Below are 24,011 nucleotides of genomic sequence, written 5' to 3' on the forward strand. Positions count from 1 at the left end.
ATGTTACGGCGCGGAATCCACCAGGGCCGGCGGCTTAGCAGTGAAGGGCAGCTCTGCGTTGATCGCCTCGATCTGCTCAAGCTGCTCGGCGTTGGCATCCGGCAGCCACCCGCGCACGATGCCATCAAAGCGCTGGTGATACCAGCGATGCAGAGAGGCATGCGGTCTGGCCAGAAAGCCTCGGCGGCGTTTGTGGCTGCCGCCGGCACCGGGGTCGAACTGCTGGATGCCGCGGCCGATCGCCCACTCGATCGGGGCGTAGTAGCAAACCTCGAAATGCAGGTGATCGATCTCCTCATCGCTGCCCCAGTAGCGGCCCCAGAGCTGCTGCTCACTGTGCACACAAAGCGACATCGCCACTGGCTGCTCTGGATCACCGCGGTGGGCACTGAAGAGCACGATGTGCTGGAGAAGTTGCGCTGCAGCGTGCTCAAAGAAGGCTTCCGTGAGGTATTTGCTTCCCCACGGCCCCCAACGAGCGCAATGCTGCTCATAGAAGCCATGCATGCGGCCGAGCAGGGCAGGAGTGATCGCTTCACCCACCACCGGCGTGACCTGCAAGCCAGCGGCCTGCACCGCCTTGCGTTCGCGCTTGATATTGCGGCGCTGGTTGGCGTTGAAACTGCTCAGATAAGCATTGAAATCGCAGTAGCCCTGGTTGCTCCAAAGACTCTGCTGATTGAGCCAGGTGGCACAACCCGCCGCCTCAGCCAGAGGTTGCCAGGCGGGATCCACATACAGGAAGTTGCAGCTGAAGATCTGGTGCTCTCGGCAGAACGCATCGATGAGCTCCAGCATCAGCGCTGTCAGAGCGGCTGCATCTTCGCCGGGGGCCGTGAAGAAGCGATACCCCACCACAGGGCTCACCGGACTCATGCCCAGCAACTTGGGGTAGTAGCGCTGGCCCAGCTGGCCAGCCAGCTGGGCAAAGGCTTGATCAAACACGAATTCCCCGTAGCTGTGACCTTTCAGATACAGGGGGGCTGCCGCGATCAACCGATCACCTTCCCAGAGGCCCAGGTGACAAGGCTGCCAGCCCTGCCTGGGCACGACACTTCCGCTGCTCTCCAGCCCCACAAGCCACGACCAGGAGTAAAAGGGGAGGGATTCCGCCGAAACCAAGGCATGCCATTGCGCTTCGGGGATATCCGCCAACGCGCGATGCCAGCGGGCCGTGAGCTCTGCCATCAACGCGGAAAGGCGGTGGTCAAGCTAGGCGCCTCAGGCTTGAGTGCGTCGCTGGCGGCACTGAGCTTGATCGCGAGCAGCGGCACACCCGCCCAGGCCGGCCTGCTGGGTCCACTACTCAACATGATGCGCCCCCAGCTGGAATCGCGCATCACAGCGGCCTGTCAGCAGTGGGCGAGCGGTGGTGATCGCAGCCTTGAGGAGCGCATGGCGCCCCCCTGCCGTGCCCTGGCTGGCCCGACGAGCCGCTGCCTGATTGAAGAAACGGAACGCAGCGGCCGCACCTTTGGCGTGATGACCGAGCTCTTGGCCGGACGCTTCGGCGACGACAGCGAGGTGGTGGTGAAGCGCTGCGCCGGACGGCTGCTGGGCCTGCCCCCCGATAGCTTTCAAGACGTACCCATCCGCGAACTGGCCCGCCGCTTCAAAACGGCCGCCGCACCTGCCCTGAATCCCTGAGGCGGCGGTAGCGCAGCATCAGCTCTTCACCCTCCAGAGCGCGCTGCTCCTGCAACGACCAAACACCCGGCTCCAAGACAATCGATGCAGGCAGCCAGGTGTGGGACCCACCGAGCAGCAGCGGGCAGAGGGTGAGTTGCAGTTCATCCACCAGCTGGTGCTCCAGCAGAGCACCAGCCAGCTCAGCCCCACCCAGCAGCACCAGCCGCTCCAGCCCACGGTCCGCCAGAGCGGCCAAGGCCTGTTGCCACGTCTCTAGCGGTAAGGCCACATGAAAACCCGCTGGCGGCTCCAGACGCTCAGGCCCCAGCAACCAGCGCTGCAGGGGCTGGCTGAAAAAGCGCAGGCTTGGATCAAAGCATCCACTGCGGCTCACCACCACAGCGGCGGGCTGAGGCGGCAGGCCCTGCCGGGAGCGCTGCTCGAGCAGATCCAGCTGGCGGATCAAGCAGGAGCTGCCATGCAGGCGCAGGGTACGCCCACCGATCAGGCAGGCATCGGCCCAGGCCAGGGCCTCTTCCAACACACGGCGATCACCCGGGCCGCCAATCTGGGCGGCCCCACCGGAGGGCGGAGCCAGGCGACCATCCAGGCTGACCGCCAGGACCAAGCGCAGCTCAGGCGCTAGCAAGAGCCTCAAGGGCCTGGGGCTTCATCCCCAAAGCAGGCACCTCGGCGAACACTTCCGCAGCGTTGTTGGGGCTTTCCTGCAGACGCACCTTGTGAAGAGAAGCACCGAGACCGGTGATCGGAGCACCGAGCAAATCAGCGATATGCAGGGCAATGTTCTCCGCCGTGGGCACGGTGGTGGCGAAATGGGTCACGTCCTTATTGAGGAAGGTGTGATCAAAGGGCTCAACCACCAGCTCGTCGACCAACCCCTGTAGAGCCACCAGATCACACACCATGCCGGTGCGGGGATCGATGGCGCCGCGCACGGTGATCTCGAGCATGTAGTTGTGGCCATGGCCATGGGGCCTGGCGCACTTGCCATAGATGGCGTCGTTCTCCTCGGGGCTCAACTCTGGCCGGGCCAGACGGTGGGCGGCCGCGAAATGGATCTTAATGGTGAGGAACGCTTCCATGGAATCGCCGAGCACATCGGCCCAGAGCTTGTCGGTTTCGTAAAGGCGCAGCCCCATCAGGGGCAGGTGGGGCTGCAGGCGGCGCCAGATCGCCAGGGTGAGCGCCTCTGTGGTGGGCAGCATGCCCGCGCTTTGCTGCAGGTCGAACTCCGGCCAGGCCTCATTGAGGAAGCGGAAATCGAGCTGGGCGGTGATCTGCTCACGAATGGCGTGCTTCACCTCCGAGAGGTTGAGCACCATGCCATCGGTGTCGAGCGGGCCACCCATGGCCACGATCAGCTCGTAGTTGTGACCGTGACCGGGGGCAAGGCTGCAGGCGCCGAAGCGGGCCTGGTTCTCCTCGGCGCTGAGCTCAGGCAGCCAGTAGCGATGGCTGGCACTGAAGCAAGCCCGCCTTGTGATCAGGCAAGGGCGGCCGCGGCCGTGGACATGCGCATCAGCTGCTGCAGGTTCGGCGGGCACCGGGCTCGCCGGAGGCGCCGCCACCAAGGGCGGAGTCATAACTGCATCAATCAATGAATCATTCTAGGAAAATGAACCGCTGCGCTGCCTGAGCCCCTATGGCCAACCCGCATGCTCCGCTGCGCCAACGCCTCGAAGGGCTCAATCTCTACCTGGTGGGGATGATGGGCAGCGGCAAAAGCACCACCGGGCGCCACCTCGCCCAGCTGCTCGGGTATCGCTTCCTCGACGCCGACAGCAGCATCGAACAGGTGGCAGGCCGGGGCATCCCGCAAATCTTTGCCAGCGATGGAGAGGCGGGATTCCGAGATCTTGAGGCAGCTGTGCTCAATCAGATCGCCAGTTGGCACTCACTGGTGGTAGCCACCGGTGGCGGTGTGGTGCTGCGGCCAGAGAACTGGGGCCAACTGCAGCAGGGGGTGGTGATCTGGCTCGATGCCCCAGAGGAGCTGCTGCTGGAGCGGCTCAACGCCGACCCCACTCAGCGCCCCCTCATGCAGAGCGAGGATCCCGCCCAGCGGCTGGCTGAGCTGATGGGCCAGCGGCGCCCCCTCTATGCCCAGGCCGACCTGCACATCGTTCAAGACGGTCGTGCAGCCGAGCAGGTGGCCCTGCAGATCCTCGAAGCCCTGCCCGGGGTGCTCAAGGAACGCGCGGCCGCACCGCAGCACAGCCTGCAGGTGGTGAATGAAACAGGGGAGGTGGGCTGCTCGATCAATTAGCCGGCAACGCGATCGGCGGGTGGTTCGAGCCGAATGGCAAACCACTGCACCACCAAACCAGGCTCAAGCTCCAACTCACAGGCGGTTTCCAGCAGCCGCTGGGCCCGAGCCGCGGCATCAGGCAGACCGCTCAGATCCGGCGGCAGCTGAACCAGATGAGCGAGCTGCCGCTCAAGCCACTTCAGGGTTTCGGCGGCGCTGAGCAGCTCCTGAGGCCGCCCTGGCTCGAGCACCACGTAATGATCCAGCTCCCGAATCAGGGGATCAGACATGCAGCTCCGCCGCGGCGCCAGGATCTGCGCAGCCTGCCACGCCTGTTGAGCCATGGGGATCGCACTGTTGCGTGTGTGCTGCGCGATGGCCTTGGTGCTGGTGTTCAACGCACCCGTGGCCGTTGCCTCAGGCTCAGGCGAGCTGCTGGAGCAGCGTCTCGAGGCCTGGCCAACCTGGAGCCTGCCAGCACCCTTGCCGCGGCCTGGGCAACAGGATCTGACCTACCCGAGCTGGTTTGCCGGTCGCTGGCAGGCCACCAGCATCGACCCCAGCGGCCAGGAGCCTGAGCTGCACTACATCGTTCAGTTCAACCTTGATCAGCAGGGCGAGGTGGTGGGTGATCGCGCCTTCAATGCCAGTGCCATCGGCCAGGCCCTGTTGGGGGAGCTGCTGCTGGAGGTGCGCAACGACCCCCTCAACCCCAACCGCCAGCTGGCCCAGCTAGCCGGCGATCAACAGCTCGAATCCACCGTGGTGGGCCGGCGCAGCAGCCAGAGCAGCAGCACCCTTTTTCTCGCTGATGAGCTGGCCCTACAGGTGATGCACGGGCCGGGAGATCCGCGGGTGAGCCGTGTGGAAACCCTCAGCCGCTACCGGCTGGTGGCGCCGGATCGCATCGAAGCCGAACAGTGGCAAGCCAGCTATGGATCCCCGGCCGATGGGCTCGCCGCCAGCGCGCAACACAGCTGGCAGGGGCGGCTCGTGCTGGAGCGCTTGGATCAGGGGCGCCCCACCTGAGCGCCGATGCCATCACGCCAGGCCCAAAGGGGAGCGAGATGAGGATCGTCGGCCAAGCCCGGCACACCGCGGCCCGCCAGGGGCGCGCCGGCACTGACCGGGAACAACAGCAGCGACAGCTGGGCTGCCACCGCCAGATCCGCCAGGCTGAGCTGATCGCCCACCAGGTAGGAGCGCTGCTGCACCAAAGCGCAGAGCGATTGCAGGTTGGCGCGCAACTGCTCAAGCCCGCCGTGATCGATCACCTGGCCCAAACTGCTGAGCACACCGGCAGGCAGCGCGCCCACAAGGCTGCGTACGGAGGCAGGAGTGGCGTCTGGCAGCAAACCTCCCCGCAACACCGGATCAGCGGCGGCGGCCTGCACGAGCGCCAGTCGCACACCCGCAGCGAGGGCGGTGTCGGCCCAGTCTTCCAGCACGAGCACCTGCGCCCGCTGAGCGGCGTCGGCTGGCAGCAGCGACGGTATGGGCTGTTTGGCTTCGAGATGCTGAGCAATAGCGGTGGAATCGCTAATCACATCAGCGCCATCGACCAGCACGGGCACCTGCCGCTGACCCGAGAGGCGAAACAGCTCCAGCTGCCCCACCCCTGGGGTGACCTCCACCACGTTGTAGGCGAGGCCCTTGGCCGCCAGCACCAGGCGCACCTTCTCGCAGAAGGCAGAGTGGCGAAACTGATGTAGCTCCAGCATCCAACCGGATCCCTTTGGCGGCAGAGTAGCCAGCACAGAACGGCCGGCGCTCCTGAGCTGATGCGGGATTTCTTTCTCAACGTCACGCGCTACCCGCGCTATCTGATCGCGTTTGGCCTCGGCGTGGCCAACTCCGTGCTGGAGCCCCTGGCCAAACGCCGTAGCAATCCGGTCACGGCCGTAGCGCTGTTAGGAGCGCTGGTGAGCGGCCTGGTCAGCCTGGGGCTGATCCTGCGTGCCATGGTGAGCACAGATGTAATCGCCTAGGCATGGCGCAGGGCAGGCGTGTTGAACGGGTAGCGGCCCTGATCCGCCGCGAGGTGAGCGAGCTACTGGTGAACGGGATCAAGGACGATCGCGTCAGCCTGGGCATGGTGAGCGTCACCAACGTGGAGGTGGCCGGCGATCTCCAGCACTGCAAGATCTATGTGAGCGTCTATGGCAGCCCTGAGGTGCAACAGCAGGCCCTGGCCGGTCTGCGTTCAGCCTCGAGCTATGTGAAAGGTGAGCTGGGGCGCCGCCTCAACATGCGTCGCACACCGGAGGTGATCTTCCACCTCGATCGCGGGATCGAAAAGGGCACCTCGGTGCTTGGCCTATTGAACCAACTCGAGCAGAAGCGCCAAGAACAAGGCGAAATCCCCGAGGGCACGGGCCTCCTCAGCGATGATGAGCTCTGATCGCCGTCGCCAATTAGCCCAACTACTCGTGGTGCGCGGCAGCGGCCACAGCCGCGATGGCCAGCGCCGCTACCCCCGCTGGGAATTAACCAACACTGAACTAAAGCGACTGCTCGAGCAGGGCGTGGGTGGCGTGATTCTGCTAGGGGGAAGTGCCGAAGAGCTGCGGCTCCGCTGCGCCCAGCTGCAGGCCTGGGCTAATCAGCCCCTGCTGCTCTGCGCCGATGTTGAAGAGGGGGTGGGCCAGCGGTTTGAGGGGGCCAGCTGGTTGGTGCCACCGTTGGCCATTGGCCGGCTGCATCAACGCGACCCGGAGCTGGCAGAGCAGCTGGCGGAGCGCTACGGACGCTGCACTGGCCGCCAGGCGCGCTTACTAGGCCTCAACTGGGTGTTAGGGCCGGTGTGCGACGTGAACAACAACCCGGCCAACCCGGTCATCAACGTGCGCGCCTGGGGCGAGAACCCTGCAACGGCTGGCTGCCTAGCAGCGGCGTTTGTGCGGGGCTGCCAAGCCGAGGGGGTGCTGGCCTGCGCCAAACACTTCCCTGGCCACGGTGACACCAGCACCGACTCCCACCTGGAGTTGCCGTTGATCCCCCACAGCCGGGAGCGGCTGGAGGCGGTGGAGCTACCCCCATTTCGGCAAGCCATCGCGGCGGGTGTGGCCTCCGTGATGACGGCCCACCTACAACTGCCAGCCCTGGATCAACAACGGCCCGCCACGCTCTCGGCGGCTGTGCTCACCGATCTCTTGCGCCGCGATCTTGGTTTCGGAGGCTTGGTGGTGACCGATGCCTTGGTCATGGAGGCGATCACCCGGCAGTACGGCGCTGCTGAAGCGGCAGTACTGGCCTTTGAAGCCGGGGCCGATCTGATCTTGATGCCGGCTGATGCCGATGCTGCGCTTCGAGGGATGGAACAGGCGGTGGACAGCGGCCGGATCAGCCAGGCCAGGGTGGAGCAAAGCTTGGCGCGGCGTGCAGCCGGCCTGCAGCGCTGCCCAGCCAACCCAGACGCGAGCCTCGATCAGGTTCTCGATGCACTGGGCGGTCTGGTGGAGCCCAATGAGCGCCAGCTCGGCACGTCGTTGCTCACCTTGAGCCTGGAGCATCAAGGCGGCCAGGTGCTGCCGGCGGGATCTGGCATCAATCTGATCCGCCTCGACACACAGCTCAACACCCCCCAGTTGCCAGCCATGGCACCGGCCCTGCTGCGCCCGGCAACCGTGGGCTATCAAGCACGCCTGATCGATCGCCGCAGCCCCAGCCCCTGGAGTGGCGACAGCCAGGCCCCCCTGGCCTTGGAGCACCTTGGAGAGGGCCCCGTGCTGCTGCAGCTGCTGGTGCGGGGCAATCCCTTCCGCGGCAGCGCCGGCGGCGATGAACCCTGGCCCCAGGTGGTGCGCCAACTGCTGGCCGCCGGGCGACTGGCTGGGCTGGCGGTGTACGGGAGCCCCTATCTCTGGGAGCAGCTGCGGGACCTGCTGCCGCCCGAACTCCCAGGGGCATACAGCCCAGGCCAAATGCCCCAGGCCCAAGCGGTGGTGCTGGATGCACTAGGGCTCGCGGCCGATGCCCTCGAGGGGGGCTTCACAGACTGAGGCGGCGCCACTGCCACTAGCCTCAGCCCGCCTGCATCCCGGCTCACGCCATGCTCAGCCTCTCGATGATCGTGCGCGATGAAGCAGCGCAGATCGAGGCTTGCCTGCGCTCGGTGCAGGGTTTTGCCGATGAGTTGGTGGTGGTGGACACCGGCTCCACCGACAACACCGTGGCCCTGGCCCAGGCGATGGGGGCACGGGTGGAGCAGATCGAATGGCCGGGCGATTTCGCACCGGCCCGCAATCAGGCGCTGCAGTTTGTAAGCGGCGACTGGGTGCTGGTGCTCGATGCCGATGAGCAGCTACGGCCAGAGGCGATGGCACCGCTGCGGGCGCTGATGGCCCAACCCGATGTACTGGTGATCAACCTGCTGCGCCACGAGCGTGGGGCCGTGCAATCGCCCTACTCGAATGTGAGCCGGCTGTTCCGCCGCCACCCAGCGATTCGTTGGAGCCGTGCGTACCACTCGATGGTGGACGACAGCGTGGCCGCGCTGCTGCAGCGCGAACCCCAATGGCGCATCGCCGATTGCCCGGAGCCAGCCCTGATTCACGATGGCTACCGGCCCGAGCTATTGGCCCAGGGCAACAAGCCCCAGCGGCTGCGCGAAGCCATGGAGGCTGAGCTGCAAGAGCGGCCCGGCGATCCCTATGCCAGCGCCAAGCTCGGCAGCCTGGAGGTGGCCGAGGGCAACCTGGAGCGGGGCATAACCCTGCTGCGTGAGGGATTGGAGCAATGCCCGTCCGACGCGCATCCAGAGCGCTACGAGCTCTTGCTGCACCTGGCCCTGGCGGAAGCCAGCCGCGACCCGGCCGCAGCCGCGGCGCTCTACCGCCAGGCGCTTGCACTTCCCCTGGCACCGCGCCTGAGCCTGGCGGCGCGGCTCAACCTGGCAGCGCTGCTGCTGCAACAGGGGCAGGCCCAGGAGGCGGAGCAGCTCTGCCAGCGCGCCACCGCCGCAGCGCCCGAGATCGGCCTTGGCTGGTACAACCTGGGGCTGATCCGCCGCCGCCAAGGTGACATCGCTGGGGCGCTCGAGGCCTACCGGGAAGCACGGCGGCTGACGCCGGAGCATGCCGAAACCCACCAAAATTTGGCCGTGGCTCTGCTGCTCGGCGGCGACATCGAGGGCGCCCGCACCAGCTTCCGCCAGGCGATCAGCTTGCTTGGGCAGCAAGGCCGGCGCAGCGAGGCCGAGCACTTGCGCCAACAGGCCGGCGCCATGGTGAAGTTGGAGGGCTGATCCACGTGCACAACCCCATCGCGGCCCATGGCGTGCCGCCGCTGCAAGGGCGAACGGTTGCCGTCACCAGGGCTGAGCAACAGCTGGGGGAAGCACGCCGCCTGTTTGAGCAAGCAGGGGCAACCGTGCTGGATTGTCCAGCGCTGGTAATCGGCCCACCGGATGAGTGGGGCCCGCTCGACGATGCCCTGGCGGAACTGGAGGAGTTCCACTGGCTGGTGGTGTCGAGCAGTAACGGCGTGGATGCCGTGGAGCAGCGGCTGCAGCGGTTAGGCGGGAGCCTGGCGCGGCGGCCGCGCAGCCTCAAGATCGCCGCCGTGGGACGCAAAACAGCAGCGCGGCTGGAGGCGCTGGGCGCTCCGGCCGATTTCGTACCCCCCCAGTTTGTGGCCGACAGCTTGATCGATCACTTCCCCGTGTCTGGCTGGGGATTACGCCTCTTGCTGCCCCGTGTGCAGAGCGGCGGCCGCACCGTTTTGGCAGAGGCCTTTGGCGAAGCCGGCGCGCGGGTGGTGGAGGTGGCCGCCTACGAATCGCGCTGCCCGGCCGCGCTGCCCGCCGCCACCGCAACAGCCCTGGCGGCGGGTGCAGTGGATGCGATCACCTTCAGCAGTGGCAAAACGGTGCAGCACACCGCTCAATTGCTGGAACAGCAGTTCGGTGCCACCTGGCAGCAACAGCTGGAGGGGGTGGCGCTGGTGTCGATCGGGCCGCAAACAAGCCACACCTGCCGCGACCTGCTGGGGCGCGTGGATGCCGAGGCTGTTCCCCACGACCTGGATGGCCTGGTTCGAGCCTGTGTTCAGGCCTTGAACAACCAGCCGCTCAAAGCGTGAACACCCGGCGCTGGCCAGCCTGGTTGAGCACAAGCCTGCCGCTGGCCACATCGATGCTGGTGACACTCCAATCCGCCGGCAGCAAGGCTGGCAACCCGGAGCCGCGGCAGACCCCACGACGCCCCACACACACCGCGCCGCTCTGATCACCCACCTGCACGAGCGCCTGAGCCTGGCCGGCCGTTCGAATCACACCGGTGAAGCGCAACGGCGATGCCGCAGCCGCCGGCGCTCCAGCAGCCGCGGGTTGCGCAAGGGGTGCAAACGGGTCGATGCGGCCGGTGGGTAAAGCTGCAACCACTTGCTGCGGGGTGGGCAAGGGGGTGAAGCCAGCAGCGGGCTGCGGATCAGCAGTCATCGGAGCCTTCGGGGCCGAGGCAGGCGGCTTGGGGGCTGCAGGAGGCAGGCTGATCGTGCCGCTATCGGGGGAGGAGCCACAGGCCGCCAGGCCAGGGATCACCATTAACGCCATGGCTCGATGGAGCAGGGCCTGCGGCCTGATCCATCGAAGGCTGATTGAATCCCTGAACTCAGGCCTGCTGTTGGCCATACCCGCTCTGCACGAGATCGCGGAAGCGGTCCAGGTTGGCCTGGAGCTCCTTGGTCACGATCCCCCCCAGGATGGAGGGTTCCATCAAGGGTGCCAACACCCCCGGTAGCTCGTAGCTCACGGTGAGCTTCACGGCGGTGAGCTCAGGGCCCTGGGGATAAAAACGCACGGCACCTTTAGTGGGCAGGCCTCCCACCGATTCCCAATGCAGCTGCTGGGCTTCCACCCGCTGGGTAATTCGGGCTTTCCAATGGAAGCGGAAGCCTTGAGCGGCAAGGGTCCAATCGGTGAGGTCTGGATCGTTGGGTTCGGTCACCACCGATTCGATCCAGTTCATCCAGCGGGGCATCGCCTCAAGATCGCTCCACACTTCCCACACCCGCTCGGCCGAGGCCTGTACCTCAGAGGTAACGCTGTGTTCAAGCCAACGGCCCATGGAAATCAAGCGAGGGGGTGAGCAGGCAACAGGTGATCAGGCAACGGCCGCGTTGGTGGCCAATTGCGCAGTGGAGCCGAGGATGGCGGCAGCGGCCAAACGTCCGCTCATGGTGGCGCCTTCCATCGAATCGATGTAGTCCTGCTTGGTGTAGCTACCCGCGAGGAAGAAGTTGCCCACCGGGGTGGCCTGGTCGGGGCGGTAAGGCTCCATACCCGGCGCCTCGCGATAAAGCGACTGGGCCAGTTTCACCACATTGCTCCACACCAACTTGAGATTGCGGGCCGATGGGAACAAGCGCCGCACCTGCTCATCGGTGGCCGCCACGATCTCCTCAGTTTTCTTGGGGATCCAGGGATCACCAGGGGTGAGCACACACTGCAGCAGCGAGCCCACGCCCTCCTTGCGGTAGTCCTCCGGGCTAGCCAGAGCCAGATCAGCGAAGCAGCTGAAATCAGCGTCAGCGGTGTAGAGGAGATTGTCGAGGCCAGCAGGGCGGGCCACATCGCGGCGAGCAGCTTCTTCGATGGCGCCGTCGCCCAGTTCGGTCACCCAGCCGTCGTAGCGGAGCTGCACCGTGGCCACCGGCACCGCCTCCAGCTTGTAGAGATTCTCGAACAGTGGCCAGCGGCGCCAGGCCTCAGGGATCATTCGCTGGATGCCGGGCACATCACAGGCGGCGAGGTAGGCATCGGCCTGCACCGTGATCTCGCCATCGGGAGTACCGAGCTTGAGGCCACTCACCTCGGTGCTGGGTTGACCATCCGCACCAGCTGTGCCCTCTTCAAACATCACCTCGGTAACGCGGTGGCGCAGGTGCAACCGGCCGCCGCGCTGCTGGATGTAATCGAGGATCGGGCCGGTGAGCCAGCGGTGCGGAGATCCCTTGAGCAGGTTGAGCTTGGAGGCTTCGGTTTTGGCAGCAAACATCATGAAGATAGTGAGCATGCAGCGAGCCGAGATCGCTTCACAGTCGATGAAGCCCAGGGCATAGGCGATCGGATTCCACATCCGCTTGATGCTCTGCTCGCTGCCGCCATGGCCGAGGAACCATTGCTGAAAGCTGATGCGATCAAGGTCGCGAATCACCTTCATCGCCCCTTCGTAATCCACCAAACCGCGCACGATTGGGCTGGTGCCCAGCGCCAGGGCATTGCGCAGCTTGTCGAGCCAGTCGAGCTGGGGGGTGGTGAAAAAGGCCTTCAGGCCGTTGAAGGGTGCGCCGAGGGCGAAGCGGAAATCCAGCTCACGCAGGTCGCCGCCGGCATTCACGAACAGGTGGGTGTGGTCTTTAGGGAGCAGGTTGTCGATCGCACCCACTTTGCGCAGCAGGGCAAACAGGTTGGCGTAGTTGAAAAAGAACACATGCAACCCCATCTCGATGTGATTGCCGCCCTCATCGACCCAGCTGCCCACCTTGCCGCCCATAAACGGCCGGGCTTCGTAGAGATCCACCTGATGGCCGGCATCCACCAGATCCACGGCCGCGGCAAGACCCGCCAGACCTGAACCCACGATGGCGACGCGCACCCTGCTTCTCCCATGGAATGGGCACGACTCTATGGAGAGGGGCAGCAGAGCGGCAGGTGTGGGTTGTGCTCCATACGATGGGGAGATCAGGCCAGAGCCTTTCGATGACCAGCGATACCGCCACAACCACCGCCCCCGCCGCTCAGGCGACGCACACCGGCCGCGACGGCAAAGGGATTCAGATCACCGAATCAGCCATGAAACAGCTGGCCACGCTGCTGCCGGCCCAGGGCGACGGCAAGGTTCTGCGTGTAGGCGTGCGCTCAGGTGGCTGCAGCGGCATGAGCTACACGATGGACTTCATCGATGCGGCTGACATCCAGGCCGATGACGAGCGCTATGTGTACGAGCCCGCCGGAGCACCCAGCTTCACCGTGGTGAGCGACCCTAAGAGCCTTCTCTACATCTACGGCATGCAACTGGATTTCTCCAGTGCTCTGATCGGCGGGGGCTTCAATTTCACCAACCCCAATGCCACCCAGACCTGCGGCTGCGGCAGCTCGTTTGCGGTGTGAGCGGCTGCATCCCGCCCGGGTGCGAATCTGAGAGCACGACCAGGCCTGCCGCAGACCCATGACTGACGCCGTCGCCGAAGCACCCTCGCTATTTGAGGAGGCCCTGCAGCGCTACCAGCAAGGTGCACCGCTGCCCGAGGTGATCGACAGCTTCCTCACGATCACCGAGCAGGAGCCGCGGCTCTCAGCAGGTTGGACCTGCCTGGCCTGGCTGCAACTTCTCGACAATCAGCCCCAGGCGGCGATGCGCTCGGCCCGCAATGCCGTGAAGCTCAACCCCCAAGACCCCCAGGCCCGCATCAACCTCAGCCTGGCGATGCTGGAAACCAACGCCAAGGGTGTCCGCGAGCACATCGAATGGGTGCAACGGGTGCGGGTGATGGCGCCTGAGCTGGCTGAGGAGCTGGATAACTCCATCGCCGATGGCATGGCCCGCCGGCCCGACTGGCAGGCGCTTCAGAAGGTGCAGGATTGGCTCAAGGGTTGACCCCGCACACAACCGACCCTCGCCCGATCCTCCTGCTCAGCAACGGGCATGGCGAAGACCTCAGCGGCGCCCTGATCGGGCGAGCACTGGTCGAGCGAGGGCTCACGGTGGACGCATTGCCGCTCGTGGGCCACGGCCGCGCCTACGAGCAGGCTGGGATTCGCCTGCGGGGCCGCACCCGCGAATACAGCACCGGCGGGCTGGGCTACACCAGCGCCTTTGGCCGCCTCACCGAACTGGTGCAGGGACAAGTGATCTACCTGCTCAGCCGGCTGCTGCTGCTGCTGCGCATCGCCCCTCGCTATCAGCTGATCCTGGTGGTGGGAGATGTGATCCCCGTAATCGCAGCCTGGCTGAGCGGGCGGCCCACAGCCACCTATCTGGTGGCCTATTCCAGCCACTACGAAGGCAAACTTCGGCTTCCATGGCCCTGTGCATCCTGCCTGCGCCAGCGCCGCACCCGGGCGATCTACAGCCGCGATGCCCTCACCGCCGCCGACCTCACCGGCCAGCTGCAACGTTCAGTGCACTTTCTCGGCAATCCCTTTTTCGATGGAGCTCTCAGCCCCAGCGAACCACTCAAGGGCCACCCCAGACAGCGGCTGGGCCTGCTGCCCGGCAGTCGGCTCCCCGAAGCCTTACACAACCTGGAGCTGATGCTGCGGGTGCTTGAGCGCCTACCCGAACCGCTCCGGCCCGCCGAGCGGCTAGGGCTGCATGCGGCCTTAGTGGGCAAGCTCACCCCCCAGGAAGTGGCCCCCCTAGCCAGCCGCCTGGGCTGGAAGCTGCAGCTGGAGGGAGAAGAGCGCTGCAGCCTGCAGAGGGGGCCACTGCAGCTGCAGCTCGAATGGGGCCGCTTCGCAGCGGTGGTGCAGCAATGCGACCTGCTCCTGTCGATGACGGGCACCGCCGCTGAGCAATGCGTGGGGCTCGGCAAACCTGTGCTTCAGCTGGTGGGGGATGGGCCGCAATTCACGGCTAATTTCGCTGAGGCGCAGCGGCGACTGCTCGGGCCTGGCCTGTTCTGCGCCAGCGGACCTACCGGCAGCGAGGAGCAGCTGGATGGCACCGCCGCATTGCTGGAGCAACTGCTCGCACGGCTCCTGAGCGATGGCGGCTGGCGTGCCGCGCTGCAACAACTGGGCCGCGAGCGCATCGGCAGCGGCGGCGGCGCCGCCAGGATGGCCGCCGATCTGCGCACCCATCTGGATGGCTGAACCCACCACCAGCAGTTCTCTGCCGCTCGGCCAGAGGCTCAAGGGCTGGATCGACACCCTGCTGGTGGTGGATGTGTTTGTGGTGATCGCCGGGGCGATCTGGTTTGGGGTAGCAGTGCTATGCCACAGCCGCGGCATCGAAACACCCCTGGATTGGTTTCAGCGGCTATGGGAGCCACTGTTCACCCCGGCGATCGGCCTGCTGATGGGGGCGGCCATCCTCAGCGGGGTGCTGGGCTGGGCCCTCAAGTGGTGGCAGCGGCGAGCGCAGCGCTGAGCTCGCCATGGCGGAACTGGAAGCCCTGCGCCTGAAGACGCTGTGGCACCACCTTCTGCCCCTCGAGCACCACCTTGGCGCCATCACCAAGCAGCAGCTGCAGCAGGGGGCCCGGCACGGGCAACAGGCTGGGGCGACCCAGGCAACGGCCTAACGCCGCAGCAAAGGTGGCCATGCTGCAGGGCTGCGGGGCCACAGCGTTGTAGACACCGCTGTAGGCCTGATCCGCCAGGGCTGCGGTGATCAGGCTGCAGAGATCCGCGCGGGAGATCCAGCTCATCCACTGCTGGCCGTCGCCAATCGGTCCACCGAAGCCCAGCCGGAACACCGGAAGCATCTTGCCGAGGGCCCCGCCATCGGCGCCCAGCACGATGCCGATGCGCAGGATCACCACGCGACACAGGGATTCAGCGCCGCGGGCTTCCGATTCCCACGCCGCGCAAAGGCGGCCAAGCACGTCGGTTCCAGCCGGGCTGTCTTCTGAAAATTGGGCGCTGCTGCTGGTGCCGTAGTAGCCAATGGCAGATCCATTGATCAGCACCGATGGACGCTGCTCTTGAGGCAGGGCAGCCATCGCTGCCACCAGAGCATGGGTGGTATCAATGCGGCTGCTGGTCAGAAGCTGCAGGTGCTGGGGCGTCCAGCGCTTCTCGGCAATCGGCTCACCAGCCAGGTTCACCACCGCCTCGGAAGCCCGCAGGGCCTGCTGGAGCTCAGGGCGCCGCCAGCTGGCGGCTTGGGCAGGATCGGCCTGCAACCGCTGCAGCTGCGGATGTTGCAGGCCGGCCAAGGGCGCCGCAGAGCGGCTCACCAGGATGAGACTGTGGCCAGCCTCTAGCAGTTGGGGCACGAGGGCACGGCCCACAAAACCGCTGCAACCCACCAACAAAATCCGCACGCGTTCAGCTCCAGCTCGCCGGCCAACGCTAGGGATGGCTGGCTCCCACCAGGCCGAGGCGCCGTGCCAAAGGATTGAGCAGCGTTCCCTGCAGCACCAGCCCCAACAGCACCACTGCGAGCGCAAAAGCAGGCATCGCGCTTCCCCATGACACATCCGAGGCTGCTGCTTGCAACGCGATGGCCACAGGCACCGCCCCGCGCAGCCCTGCCAGCGCGGTGAAATGGCAATCGGCCCGGCTGAACCCAGAGCGCAGCAGCAGCAGCGCTACCACCAGCCAGCGCACCAGCAGCAACACCAACAGCAGGATCAAGGCGGTGGGCAGCAGCTCCACCACCTCGGTGGGCTGCACCACCAGGCCGAGGCACAAGAAGAGCATCAGCTCCGCCAGCTTGGCGAAGCCGGCTTGGCTGGCCTCCAGCTGCTCGGGGTCCACCTCTTCGCTGTTACCGAGCACCAGACCCATCACATAGGCCGCCAACAAAGGGCTAGCCCCCATCAAGGCCGAGCCACCGGCCACCAACATCAGAGCCGCCAGACCCATCACGGTGACCTGGCTGAGGTTGAGCGGATGGCGGCGGCGCCCCAACATCAACACTGCGGCCTTGCCGCCCAGGAAACCCAAAAAGGCACCGAGAAGAAACTGACGCACCACCTCCACCAACAACGGCGCAATGGCGGTGTCTTGGCCATGGGGAAGGGCCAGAGCAAGGCTGGCCAACACCACCGCGATCGGATCGTTGAAGCCGGATTCGCACTCCAGCAGATCCAGCAATCGCTGGGGCAGGCGGCTGCGCAAGGGCCTGAGCAGGGTGAGCACCGCCGAGGCATCGGTGCTGCAGAACATGGCACCCACGAACAAGGCACCGGCCACCCCCACGGCGAAGTGTCGCCCTGGCAGGGTTTGAACCACGACCACCACCAGGGCCAGGGCACCGGCCGTGAGCAGCGACCCGAGGGTGGCCAGGCGCAACGATGGCACCAACACCTGCCGGATCTGCTGCCAGTTGGCCGCCAAGCCCCCAAAAAACAGCACCAGAACAAGGGCGAACTGGGCCAGCTGATCGGCATGGCCGAGGCTCAAGAGCGAAGGCGGCTGGCTGGGCCCGGGCTGCACGTTGTTGTCGATCAGCAGACCGAGCACCAGCACCAGCAGGATGCCGGGCAGGCGGATCTGAGACGCGATGTCGTCGAGGAAGAGGGCGAGCAGCAACAGGCCGCCAAACAGCACCAAGAGGAGCGCCAGGCTTGGTGGCACAGAACCAGCGATCACAGGAGGGCTCTAGCCTGCCTGGGAGCACGCAAGAGCGCCATGGCTGAAACGCCCGCGGCAGCACCCCAGGCTGCAGCCAAGAGCACCATCAAAAAAGGCAGCTTGGTGAAGGTGAACCGCAGCGCCTACAGCGCCAGCCTGGAGGCGCAGGCCAGCGATGTTGTCGCTCCTGACTACATCTTTGAAGGGCCTGCCGAGGTGCTGCTGATCAAAGGCGACTACGCCCAGGTGCGGTTTCGCCGGCCCGTTCCGGACGTGTGGCTACGGTCCGACCAGCTGGAGGCCTTCTAGATCTCAAGCCGACGACGCTCCTCATGCAGCCGGGTGCGGCGCTGTTTGGCTTCGCGCAGCATCTCGCGGCCGTCACGCAGATAACTATCCACATACCCCATCGTGTAGCGCTCCAGCTCCAGCAGAGCGTCCTGCACTTGAGAGAGGCAGTGATACACGCTCAGGCTGAAGCCATGGGCTGACGCAGGAGCCGCAAGCGAGCGATACAGGGTCTCCACTTTCTCCATGCGGGCCTGGCTCTGCTCAAGAAAGGCGCAGAACGCCTCCATCAGCTGATCGTCATAGGGATCAGCAGAGAGGGCGCGGAGCTGAGCCGGGAAGGGATTGATCACCTGAGCCAGCAGGCGATCAATTGGGCCATACACCTGCTGCAGCCAGGCCAGCAGCTCAGCATCTCCGCGGGCCGCCTGAGCCGTGGCCTTGCGAGCAGCCCGGCTTGAGCGCACGGCCGTGCTGTGCAGACGGTCGTGTTCAGCGCGGCGGTCGGGGTCGCCCAGCACTTCCCAGGCCGCATTGAGCTCCAAGATTCGATGCTCCTCGCCACCCGCATCGGGGTGGTGCTGCTTCACCAAAGCCCGGTAAGCCGCCTTGATCTCCGCAGCCGTGGCGGAAGCGGCCACACCAAGCACCTTGTAAGGATCGCGAGTGGAGGAAGGATTGGGCAAGAGCAAAGCAGAGCCATCACCATCTTCACCACGGAGGGGGCGGCGATGTAGATCTGCTCAAGTTCTGCCCATAGGCACAACGCTGCAGAGCAGCTCCCGATCACGGGCGACAGCCAACGATGCACGACATGAAACTCGCCTTCTGCAAGGCACGAGAGCGTGCGCAAAAGCCACGCCTTCAGGCCCGAATCTACGATTGCTTAACTCAAGCAAGATTCATGCGAATGCACGCATGGCTCAAACGACGCAGGGGGAAAGTCCTCTCAACGCTGCTCACATGCACCGTAACTTTCGGCGCGACAGGGGGATCACTTCAAGCTCACGAACAAACCCCCGAAGCAAAACAGCACGACACCGTGCGGGCGATTTGGTTTCCTAACCCTCCCTATGCCGTCGACGAGAAGGGCGTGCCATCAGGCTTGGAGATCGATCTCTGGCGGATGATCGCCGAGTCACACCAGATCCCATACAAAATCAAAAGAGCATCCAGCTTCGCCTCCTTACTTGCCGAGATCCGCTCCGGGGAAGCAGACGTTGGCATTTCTGGCATCCTCATCAATGAAAATCGCAGCAAACAATTCAACTTCTCACTACCAACAGCTAGCAGCAAACTCAAGGCCTACGCACTAGCGCCCACAGAATCCACCGCGCTAGCAATGTTACGCATCGTCCTCTCAAGAGAAGTGATGCTGATCTTTATGGGACTGACATTAATAGCCTGCCTTTTTGCTATCCCCGTTTGGGTCCTAGAGCGACATCGGCAAGACTTACCCGACCCAAGAAAAAGTCACCAGCTGATTTTCATTCTACAAAAGACACTTTTACTTTCCACAGACCATACCAAACGGAGCACAACCAGACTGATCTCAATCGGCTCACTATTTGCACGAGTGCTGCTGACAGCCTACTTCACATCGTATGTGTTCCGCTTGGCCAGCGAGGAAGCCCTGCCGGTTAACAGGCAAACGCAACCCGATATTCAGCTAGAGGATTTAAGCCGTTTCACCTTTGCAGCCATACCCGGATCCATCCAGTCATCGATTGCGAAGAGTAATAACGCCAAAACCATCGACTGCTACTGGACGAAAACCTGCATCGCCATGCTGCAAAGTGGAAAAGCAAACGCGATTCTCGACGACGAGGCAACGGTTCTCACCACGCTCAATCACATGCCTCCCATTCCGAAGGTTGTCGCGGCTTCCGGAGAATTGATGCCGCTACTAATGGCCTTTGGCTTCTCTAATCAATTCAACGAAGACCCACGATCAAAAATACTTAATGCTGCCATTTCCCGGAGCTACTACGACGGAACCTACAGCAAGCTTCAGAAGCGCTGGCTCAAGGAATGAACAGCTTCGCATGGCCTTCAGCTGGCCATAAAGCCCCCAAGGTTGACCGAAATCCACGATCAACCCCACAGAATAGCTAGATCCTATGAGCCAACAAGGTCGCTACACAGGCAACCATGACGATCACTATGGTCAGGCTCTGCAAGAGTTAACGAGCTCTGGATCGGGAGATCACGAGGGCTCTCAAGGTCATAGCGGTAGCTCCAGAGAAAACTGGATTCCCCGGCATTGAGCAGCATCTCCTCCTCCTCAATTCCCCGAAACACAATTCCTGACTCTTCGCGCAGGTCGCGCGCCAGCGAACAATAAACCAAGCCATCAATGTAGCGCATAGCATTTGAAGCACGAATCGCCACCTCACCCGTAAAAGACTGAACCGTTCCAGTTACACCAAAGATCCCGATCTCAAACTGGCTCCTCAGAGCATTGATCAACTAAGTGAACAACTGAGCAGCCATCACGACGACCTCCGCGCAGCCCAGCTGATGCCCAGAAGTTTGCAGAAGGGGCGACACACAGCCACCTCAACCGGCTATCACCATCTTATTCTCTCCCAGCCTGCGGCCTTCATGACGAGCCTCATCAGCAATATCGAGCAAGACAGCTTCGAGCTGACACATGGCATCACGGCCGAACAACCGCGCATTGATCCACAGATCCGCGAGGCGCAGAATCAGATAAGAGGAAGTTCGGTCGAGCGTGGAATAGGTCGTAATCATGGTGAAAATGTCAGGCGTGGAAGGCTACTGGCGGCGTCTAACGGACAGATACAAACGTTTACACCTCAGTGAATTGATGCCACGACAGGGGCCCCCTGTCGCAGGCGTGGCATTCCAACCACAGCACGTGCAAACGATGGCCAACGCGCACAGAAAAGCTTTTGTCGCGCATTTGATGCATCCGTTCGCCCTTCCCCCGAACCACCAGATCGCTGGAAGGCCGAGAAGCCCTCATCGGCTACCGGGGATGTGCATGAAAAAGCCCCCGCCGAAGCGAGGGGCCTGTGATCTTGGTGTGTGAGTGTGCGCGAGGTGCGCGTGAGGAGTGGTCTGATCAGACGATCAGAACTTGAAGCCCACCTGAACCACACCACCAAAGGCATTGAAGGTTTCGCCTTGGGGGGTGTTCTGACCAGCAGGACGGCTCAGATAGAACAGAGCGGGGGTCACGCTGATGTTGTCGGTGACTTGGAAGTTGTACCACCATTCCCAGGCATAGTTGCCGTCGTAGGCGGTGTCACCGTTGAAGGTGGAAGTGGTGAAGGGCTGCTGACCCACGGCCATACCGGCGGAGTTGCCCTTGATGAACACGTCGTTCCACTGCAGACCGACCATCCAAGATTGGGCGTTCTGGGTGTTGCTCAGATCCTCATAGCCATCGGTGAAGCCGGTGATACCCCAGCCAGCGCTGATGGAAGGAGCCCAGCCGCTTTGGGAAGGCTGCCAATAACCATTCAGGGCGAAGCTGTTGGTGGCTGCACCGCCGTTCAGATCAGCACACTTCAGCTTCGAGAGCGCATAGGTGTACTGCGTGCCGGAGCGGATGTCGGTGCCGCACTGGCCGTAACGGTAGGCACCCGTGAGGCCCCAGTTCTGACCGGCACCACCAAGCTGAGCTGTGAACGAACCACCGCCACCATCGGTCATGATGCCACCCTCATTCGGGTTGCCCTTTTGAGCTTCCTTAGCCACATAGCTCACAGAAGCGGCCAGGTAGGGGTTGCCCTTCTTCACTGACTGCTTCCACACAGCTGCAACGGCTGCACCGGTTTCCTTGTTGTAGACACCAGAGGTGCCGTAGGTGCCGGTGAAGAAGTCGAGCAGGTTCGACTTATAAGCGGTGGGAGTAATCGCCAGCAGCTCAGTGTTACGAGCGCGGGCACCAACGGTGAGTTTCACACCGCTGCCCACCGGGAAGGTGTAATACAGACGGTCGATATCAACAACGTTGGGGCCAGCCTTCGACTCGAACGATTTGTCGAGCTTGGTGCCGCGGTATTGGCCACCGTCGAAGGCTGAAGCGGCGTAGTTACCAGAGCGCAGGCGGGTGCGCAGCAGGTCTTTGCCGGTGAAGCTGGTGTCGAAGTTGAGGCGAACGTCGTAGTTGAAGACGAAGGCCGAGTAAAGGCCGTTCTCATCCACACCAGGACCGTTATTGCCCTTCTTGGCAGAACCGCCATAGGTGTAAGCACCCATGTCGAAGGTGGCTTCACCTTTCAGCTTGGTGGTGGTGGAGAACTGGGTGGCTTCCAGTTCGCCCACTTTGGCCTCGAGGCCATCCACGCGGCCCTTCAGCACGGCGAGTTCCTTTTCGAACTCCTTCATCAGGCGCTTCAGCTCGTCGGTCACGTCGGTGATCCGGTCGAGGCAAGCGTTCAGCAGGGCGGCCGCTTCAAAGCGGGTCATCGCACGGCTGCCGCGGTAGGTGCCGTTGGGGTAGCCGGCCACACAGCCGTAGCGCTCGATCAGGTTGCTCAGAGCCTGATAAGCCCAGTCGGTGGGCTGCACGTCGGAGAACTGGGTGATCGAAGTCACCTGCTCCTCAGAGCCGTACTGGCTAACGCCAGCGATGTTGAGTTCAGAGGCGGATGCAGCCACGGGAGCCATCAGGCCCAGGGCAGCAGGCGCCAGAAGAAGCTTCTGGAACAGTTTCATGGTCCTCACACCAATTGAGGGGCCCAGGCATAAGGCCTGAGTTGTGCAGAACTTAAGGGACAGCACCTCAAGCCAGAGAACGGCGCAGCACAGGGCCAGGTAGCCAGCGATACACAGGCATGGTGCGGAGTGCAACTGCCGTCATCTCATCAAAAAAGCCCCGGCCAAAGGCCAGGGCTGAAGTGAGGCAAATGTGTGAGAAATGGAGCTCGAGGTGTGTGAGAAGTGAGCTCCGGTTCAGATCAACAGATCAGAACTTGAAGGTGGTCTTGATGATGCCACCGAAGTTGTTGAGGGGAGCGCTGTCGTTGCGCTTGTTGTTGAGTTCCCAGCCCAGCTGACCCAGGGGGTTGGACAGGTAGTACAGAGCGGGGGTCACGCTGATGTTGTCGGTGACCTGGAACTTGTACCACCACTCCCAGGCGTAGTTGCCGTCCTTAGGTGAGGCGCCGCAGAGGTCCTTGTCGCAAGCGGTGACGAAGGTGGGCTGGCCCACTGCCATACCGAGAGCGTTGCCCTTGATGAAGGCGTCGTCCCACTGCAGGCCGACATACCAGCTCTGGGAGGCCACGCCGTCGAAGTCGAAGGCGGTGTTGTCAGAGCTGTAGCTGGTGATGCCCCAGCCAAGGCTGATGGAGGGAACCCAGCCGCTCTCGGAAGGCTGCCAGTAAGCGCTCACAGCGACAGAGTTGTTGCTGCCAGCACCAGCGAAGGCGCCCTGCAGAACAGCAGCGGGAGTACCGGAGGCAGGGCCCACGCCGTTGCCGTAGTTGTAGGCAACAGCCGCACCCCAGCTGTCGCCGGCGTAGCCGAGCTGACCGGTGAAGGTCTGGGCAGCGCCGTCGGTACCAATACCACCTTCGTTGGGGTTACCAACGTTGGCGTTAGCGGACACGTAGTTGAGGCTGAAGCTCCAGCCGTTATCGGCGTACCACACACCAGCACCTGCGCCTTTGTTCAGGCTGTAGGTGCCAGGGGAACCGGCGTAGGTGAAGACGTCGAGGACGGTGTCAGCGGGGTACACGCTGGGCCACATGGCCAGCATGTCGTCCTGACGCACACGGCCACCGAAGGTGACGGTGACTTTGTCGCCAACGGGGAACTGGTAGAAGAGGCGGTCGATGCCCACCACGTTCGGGCCAGCATCTTCCTGGAAGGCCACTTCCAGAGCGTTCAGGCCGAGGTTGGCGCCATTAGCGCCCACGGTGCCGGCGGCGCCCCAGGGGGAATCACCGAAGTTGCCCGAGCGCAGGGTGGTGCGCAGCAGGTCTTTGCCGGTGAAGCTGGTGTCGAAGTTCAGGCGAACGTCGTAATTGAAAGCGGTAGCGCCTTCGAGGGTCTTGGCAGCGTCAGAGGCGTTGCTGTTGCTGCCGCCAAAGCTGTTGGCACCCATCACGAAGGTGGCAATACCCTTCAGCTTGGTGGTGGTGGAGAACTGGGTGGCTTCCAGTTCAGCAACCTTGGCCTCGAGGCCATCCACGCGGCCCTTCAGCACGGCGAGTTCCTTTTCGAACTCCTTCATCAGGCGCTTCAGCTCGTCGGTCACGTCGGTGATCCGGTCGAGGCAAGCGTTCAGCAGGGCGGCCGCTTCAAAGCGGGTCATCGCACGGCTGCCGCGGTAGGTGCCGTTGGGGTAGCCGGCCACACAGCCGTAGCGCTCGATCAGGTTGCTCAGAGCCTGATAAGCCCAGTCGGTGGGCTGCACGTCGGAGAACTGGGTGATCGAAGTCACCTGCTCCTCAGAGCCGTACTGGCTAACGCCAGCGATGTTGAGTTCAGAGGCGGATGCAGCCACGGGAGCCATCAGGCCCAGGGCAGCAGGCGCCAGAAGAAGCTTCTGGAACAGTTTCATGGTCCTCACACCAAAAGAGGAATTGGGCGCAATGCGCC

Annotated in this window: 29 protein-coding genes; 14 read left to right on the forward strand and 15 right to left on the reverse strand. The window is 63.8% G+C overall.

Annotation, left to right across the window (positions count from 1 at the left end):
* Positions 1–3: 3 nt before the first annotated feature.
* Complete coding sequence (locus tag KJJ24_RS09005) at positions 4–1,188, reverse strand: GNAT family N-acetyltransferase (RefSeq protein WP_214338166.1); 1,185 nt, start codon at positions 1,186–1,188, stop codon at positions 4–6.
* Between the two features lie 39 nt (positions 1,189–1,227).
* Here KJJ24_RS09005 and KJJ24_RS09010 point away from each other — a divergent pair, with 39 nt between their 5' ends.
* Entirely contained in the window at positions 1,228–1,647 is a 420-nt protein-coding gene (locus KJJ24_RS09010) for a hypothetical protein (protein ID WP_250544555.1), read from the forward strand.
* Here KJJ24_RS09010 and KJJ24_RS09015 read toward each other — a convergent pair.
* Together KJJ24_RS09015 and KJJ24_RS09020 are read right to left on the reverse strand one after the other, a co-directional pair.
* Positions 1,613–2,257 carry a dihydrofolate reductase family protein gene (locus KJJ24_RS09015; protein WP_250544557.1) on the reverse strand — a complete coding sequence of 215 codons (645 nt, stop codon included), beginning with the start codon at positions 2,255–2,257 and terminating at the stop codon, positions 1,613–1,615. The genes KJJ24_RS09010 and KJJ24_RS09015 overlap by 35 nt on opposite strands.
* A gap of 7 nt (positions 2,258–2,264) precedes the next feature.
* Positions 2,265–3,137 (reverse strand): 6-carboxytetrahydropterin synthase, encoded by an 873-nt coding sequence (locus KJJ24_RS09020; protein WP_214343523.1) that lies wholly within the window; start codon positions 3,135–3,137, stop codon positions 2,265–2,267.
* A gap of 155 nt (positions 3,138–3,292) precedes the next feature.
* On the opposite strand from KJJ24_RS09020, the gene KJJ24_RS09025 reads away from it, so the two are divergent.
* A complete protein-coding gene (locus tag KJJ24_RS09025) occupies positions 3,293–3,916 on the forward strand; it encodes a shikimate kinase (RefSeq protein ID WP_214338170.1) in 624 nt (207 codons plus the stop codon).
* Here KJJ24_RS09025 and KJJ24_RS09030 read toward each other — a convergent pair.
* Positions 3,913–4,188: a chlororespiratory reduction protein 7 gene (locus KJJ24_RS09030; protein WP_214338171.1), complete on the reverse strand. Its 276-nt coding sequence runs from the start codon at positions 4,186–4,188 to the stop codon at positions 3,913–3,915. The two genes, KJJ24_RS09025 and KJJ24_RS09030, sit on opposite strands and share 4 nt — an antisense overlap.
* Before the next feature lie 52 nt (positions 4,189–4,240).
* Between KJJ24_RS09030 and KJJ24_RS09035 the strand changes: the two genes are divergently transcribed.
* Positions 4,241–4,927: a DUF6816 family protein gene (locus KJJ24_RS09035; protein ID WP_214338172.1), complete on the forward strand. Its 687-nt coding sequence runs from the start codon at positions 4,241–4,243 to the stop codon at positions 4,925–4,927.
* Here KJJ24_RS09035 and KJJ24_RS09040 read toward each other — a convergent pair.
* Positions 4,909–5,619: a glutathione S-transferase family protein gene (locus KJJ24_RS09040; RefSeq protein ID WP_214338173.1), complete on the reverse strand. Its 711-nt coding sequence runs from the start codon at positions 5,617–5,619 to the stop codon at positions 4,909–4,911. The genes KJJ24_RS09035 and KJJ24_RS09040 overlap by 19 nt on opposite strands.
* A gap of 60 nt (positions 5,620–5,679) precedes the next feature.
* Here KJJ24_RS09040 and KJJ24_RS09045 point away from each other — a divergent pair, with 60 nt between their 5' ends.
* From KJJ24_RS09045 to KJJ24_RS09065, 5 genes are read left to right on the forward strand one after another with little or no spacing between them, the layout of a single operon-like run.
* Positions 5,680–5,886, forward strand: a complete 207-nt coding sequence (locus KJJ24_RS09045) for a DUF751 family protein (RefSeq protein ID WP_214338174.1) — start codon at positions 5,680–5,682, stop codon at positions 5,884–5,886.
* Positions 5,887–5,888: 2 nt separating this feature from the next.
* Positions 5,889–6,299, forward strand: coding sequence for a 30S ribosome-binding factor RbfA (gene rbfA, locus KJJ24_RS09050; RefSeq protein WP_214338175.1), 411 nt, complete (start codon positions 5,889–5,891; stop codon positions 6,297–6,299).
* Complete coding sequence (locus KJJ24_RS09055; RefSeq protein WP_214338177.1) at positions 6,286–7,899, forward strand: glycoside hydrolase family 3 N-terminal domain-containing protein; 1,614 nt, start codon at positions 6,286–6,288, stop codon at positions 7,897–7,899. The genes rbfA and KJJ24_RS09055 overlap by 14 nt, the downstream gene beginning before the upstream one ends.
* 50 nt (positions 7,900–7,949) lie before the next feature.
* Complete coding sequence (locus KJJ24_RS09060; protein WP_214338179.1) at positions 7,950–9,143, forward strand: TPR domain-containing glycosyltransferase; 1,194 nt, start codon at positions 7,950–7,952, stop codon at positions 9,141–9,143.
* A gap of 5 nt (positions 9,144–9,148) precedes the next feature.
* Complete coding sequence (locus KJJ24_RS09065; RefSeq protein WP_250544559.1) at positions 9,149–9,979, forward strand: uroporphyrinogen-III synthase; 831 nt, start codon at positions 9,149–9,151, stop codon at positions 9,977–9,979.
* Here the strand turns inward: KJJ24_RS09065 and KJJ24_RS09070 are convergent.
* The 3 genes from KJJ24_RS09070 to zds are packed head-to-tail and all read right to left on the reverse strand — an operon-like array spanning position 9,969 to position 12,495.
* On the reverse strand, positions 9,969–10,529 hold the full coding sequence (locus KJJ24_RS09070) for a hypothetical protein (protein WP_214338181.1): 561 nt from the start codon (positions 10,527–10,529) through the stop codon (positions 9,969–9,971). The two genes, KJJ24_RS09065 and KJJ24_RS09070, sit on opposite strands and share 11 nt — an antisense overlap.
* Positions 10,510–10,965 (reverse strand): SRPBCC family protein, encoded by a 456-nt coding sequence (locus KJJ24_RS09075; RefSeq protein WP_214338183.1) that lies wholly within the window; start codon positions 10,963–10,965, stop codon positions 10,510–10,512. The genes KJJ24_RS09070 and KJJ24_RS09075 overlap by 20 nt, the downstream gene beginning before the upstream one ends.
* A gap of 36 nt (positions 10,966–11,001) precedes the next feature.
* Positions 11,002–12,495, reverse strand: coding sequence for a 9,9'-di-cis-zeta-carotene desaturase (gene zds / locus KJJ24_RS09080; protein WP_214338185.1), 1,494 nt, complete (start codon positions 12,493–12,495; stop codon positions 11,002–11,004).
* A gap of 104 nt (positions 12,496–12,599) precedes the next feature.
* On the opposite strand from zds, the gene KJJ24_RS09085 reads away from it, so the two are divergent.
* The 4 genes from KJJ24_RS09085 to KJJ24_RS09100 are packed head-to-tail and all read left to right on the forward strand — an operon-like array spanning position 12,600 to position 14,991.
* On the forward strand, positions 12,600–13,010 hold the full coding sequence (locus KJJ24_RS09085) for an iron-sulfur cluster assembly accessory protein (protein ID WP_214338187.1): 411 nt from the start codon (positions 12,600–12,602) through the stop codon (positions 13,008–13,010).
* 58 nt (positions 13,011–13,068) lie between these two features.
* The gene (locus KJJ24_RS09090) at positions 13,069–13,497 is read left to right on the forward strand and encodes a hypothetical protein (protein WP_214338189.1); all 429 of its coding nucleotides are present in this window, start codon (positions 13,069–13,071) and stop codon (positions 13,495–13,497) included.
* Entirely contained in the window at positions 13,494–14,714 is a 1,221-nt protein-coding gene (locus KJJ24_RS09095) for a lipid-A-disaccharide synthase-related protein (RefSeq protein WP_214338190.1), read from the forward strand. Before KJJ24_RS09090 ends, KJJ24_RS09095 begins: the two co-directional genes overlap by 4 nt.
* Positions 14,707–14,991, forward strand: a complete 285-nt coding sequence (locus KJJ24_RS09100; RefSeq protein WP_214338192.1) for a hypothetical protein — start codon at positions 14,707–14,709, stop codon at positions 14,989–14,991. Before KJJ24_RS09095 ends, KJJ24_RS09100 begins: the two co-directional genes overlap by 8 nt.
* Here KJJ24_RS09100 and KJJ24_RS09105 read toward each other — a convergent pair.
* Positions 14,960–15,889, reverse strand: coding sequence for a TIGR01777 family oxidoreductase (locus KJJ24_RS09105; protein WP_214338194.1), 930 nt, complete (start codon positions 15,887–15,889; stop codon positions 14,960–14,962). The two genes, KJJ24_RS09100 and KJJ24_RS09105, sit on opposite strands and share 32 nt — an antisense overlap.
* 28 nt (positions 15,890–15,917) lie before the next feature.
* Entirely contained in the window at positions 15,918–17,162 is a 1,245-nt protein-coding gene (locus KJJ24_RS09110; protein ID WP_250544568.1) for a cation:proton antiporter, read from the reverse strand.
* A gap of 39 nt (positions 17,163–17,201) precedes the next feature.
* Here KJJ24_RS09110 and ndhO point away from each other — a divergent pair, with 39 nt between their 5' ends.
* Positions 17,202–17,453 carry an NAD(P)H-quinone oxidoreductase subunit O gene (gene ndhO, locus KJJ24_RS09115; RefSeq protein WP_214338196.1) on the forward strand — a complete coding sequence of 84 codons (252 nt, stop codon included), beginning with the start codon at positions 17,202–17,204 and terminating at the stop codon, positions 17,451–17,453.
* Here the strand turns inward: ndhO and KJJ24_RS09120 are convergent.
* Positions 17,450–18,118 carry a J domain-containing protein gene (locus KJJ24_RS09120; protein ID WP_214338197.1) on the reverse strand — a complete coding sequence of 223 codons (669 nt, stop codon included), beginning with the start codon at positions 18,116–18,118 and terminating at the stop codon, positions 17,450–17,452. The two genes, ndhO and KJJ24_RS09120, sit on opposite strands and share 4 nt — an antisense overlap.
* A 128-nt stretch (positions 18,119–18,246) precedes the next feature.
* On the opposite strand from KJJ24_RS09120, the gene KJJ24_RS09125 reads away from it, so the two are divergent.
* Positions 18,247–19,467 carry a transporter substrate-binding domain-containing protein gene (locus KJJ24_RS09125; protein ID WP_214338199.1) on the forward strand — a complete coding sequence of 407 codons (1,221 nt, stop codon included), beginning with the start codon at positions 18,247–18,249 and terminating at the stop codon, positions 19,465–19,467.
* A gap of 83 nt (positions 19,468–19,550) precedes the next feature.
* On the opposite strand, the gene KJJ24_RS09130 is transcribed toward KJJ24_RS09125, so the two are convergent.
* The 4 genes from KJJ24_RS09130 to KJJ24_RS09145 form a co-directional block, all read right to left on the reverse strand.
* The gene (locus KJJ24_RS09130) at positions 19,551–19,901 is read right to left on the reverse strand and encodes a hypothetical protein (RefSeq protein WP_214338201.1); all 351 of its coding nucleotides are present in this window, start codon (positions 19,899–19,901) and stop codon (positions 19,551–19,553) included.
* Positions 19,902–19,991: 90 nt separating this feature from the next.
* On the reverse strand, positions 19,992–20,186 hold the full coding sequence (locus KJJ24_RS09135; RefSeq protein WP_214338203.1) for a hypothetical protein: 195 nt from the start codon (positions 20,184–20,186) through the stop codon (positions 19,992–19,994).
* A gap of 342 nt (positions 20,187–20,528) precedes the next feature.
* Positions 20,529–22,121, reverse strand: a complete 1,593-nt coding sequence (locus tag KJJ24_RS09140) for an iron uptake porin (protein WP_214338205.1) — start codon at positions 22,119–22,121, stop codon at positions 20,529–20,531.
* 250 nt (positions 22,122–22,371) lie between these two features.
* Positions 22,372–23,973 carry an iron uptake porin gene (locus KJJ24_RS09145; RefSeq protein WP_214338207.1) on the reverse strand — a complete coding sequence of 534 codons (1,602 nt, stop codon included), beginning with the start codon at positions 23,971–23,973 and terminating at the stop codon, positions 22,372–22,374.
* Positions 23,974–24,011 lie beyond the last annotated feature (38 nt).

This window comes from Synechococcus sp. LA31 (genome assembly GCF_018502385.1).
Taxonomy (GTDB): domain Bacteria; phylum Cyanobacteriota; class Cyanobacteriia; order PCC-6307; family Cyanobiaceae; genus Vulcanococcus.

Coding starts and splice junctions, on each gene's coding strand:
- KJJ24_RS09085 (WP_214338187.1), top strand. CDS start 12,600: ATGACCAGCGATACCGCCACAACCACCGCCCCCGCCGCTCAGGCGACG.
- KJJ24_RS09125 (WP_214338199.1), top strand. CDS start 18,247: ATGAAACTCGCCTTCTGCAAGGCACGAGAGCGTGCGCAAAAGCCACGC.
- KJJ24_RS09035 (WP_214338172.1), top strand. CDS start 4,241: ATGGGGATCGCACTGTTGCGTGTGTGCTGCGCGATGGCCTTGGTGCTG.
- KJJ24_RS09075 (WP_214338183.1), bottom strand. CDS start 10,965: ATGGGCCGTTGGCTTGAACACAGCGTTACCTCTGAGGTACAGGCCTCG.
- KJJ24_RS09070 (WP_214338181.1), bottom strand. CDS start 10,529: ATGGCCAACAGCAGGCCTGAGTTCAGGGATTCAATCAGCCTTCGATGG.
- KJJ24_RS09100 (WP_214338192.1), top strand. CDS start 14,707: ATGGCTGAACCCACCACCAGCAGTTCTCTGCCGCTCGGCCAGAGGCTC.
- ndhO (WP_214338196.1), top strand. CDS start 17,202: ATGGCTGAAACGCCCGCGGCAGCACCCCAGGCTGCAGCCAAGAGCACC.
- KJJ24_RS09040 (WP_214338173.1), bottom strand. CDS start 5,619: ATGCTGGAGCTACATCAGTTTCGCCACTCTGCCTTCTGCGAGAAGGTG.
- KJJ24_RS09140 (WP_214338205.1), bottom strand. CDS start 22,121: ATGAAACTGTTCCAGAAGCTTCTTCTGGCGCCTGCTGCCCTGGGCCTG.
- KJJ24_RS09045 (WP_214338174.1), top strand. CDS start 5,680: ATGCGGGATTTCTTTCTCAACGTCACGCGCTACCCGCGCTATCTGATC.
- rbfA (WP_214338175.1), top strand. CDS start 5,889: ATGGCGCAGGGCAGGCGTGTTGAACGGGTAGCGGCCCTGATCCGCCGC.
- KJJ24_RS09025 (WP_214338170.1), top strand. CDS start 3,293: ATGGCCAACCCGCATGCTCCGCTGCGCCAACGCCTCGAAGGGCTCAAT.
- KJJ24_RS09030 (WP_214338171.1), bottom strand. CDS start 4,188: ATGTCTGATCCCCTGATTCGGGAGCTGGATCATTACGTGGTGCTCGAG.
- KJJ24_RS09145 (WP_214338207.1), bottom strand. CDS start 23,973: ATGAAACTGTTCCAGAAGCTTCTTCTGGCGCCTGCTGCCCTGGGCCTG.
- KJJ24_RS09055 (WP_214338177.1), top strand. CDS start 6,286: ATGATGAGCTCTGATCGCCGTCGCCAATTAGCCCAACTACTCGTGGTG.
- KJJ24_RS09090 (WP_214338189.1), top strand. CDS start 13,069: ATGACTGACGCCGTCGCCGAAGCACCCTCGCTATTTGAGGAGGCCCTG.
- KJJ24_RS09060 (WP_214338179.1), top strand. CDS start 7,950: ATGCTCAGCCTCTCGATGATCGTGCGCGATGAAGCAGCGCAGATCGAG.
- KJJ24_RS09005 (WP_214338166.1), bottom strand. CDS start 1,188: ATGGCAGAGCTCACGGCCCGCTGGCATCGCGCGTTGGCGGATATCCCC.
- KJJ24_RS09135 (WP_214338203.1), bottom strand. CDS start 20,186: ATGATTACGACCTATTCCACGCTCGACCGAACTTCCTCTTATCTGATT.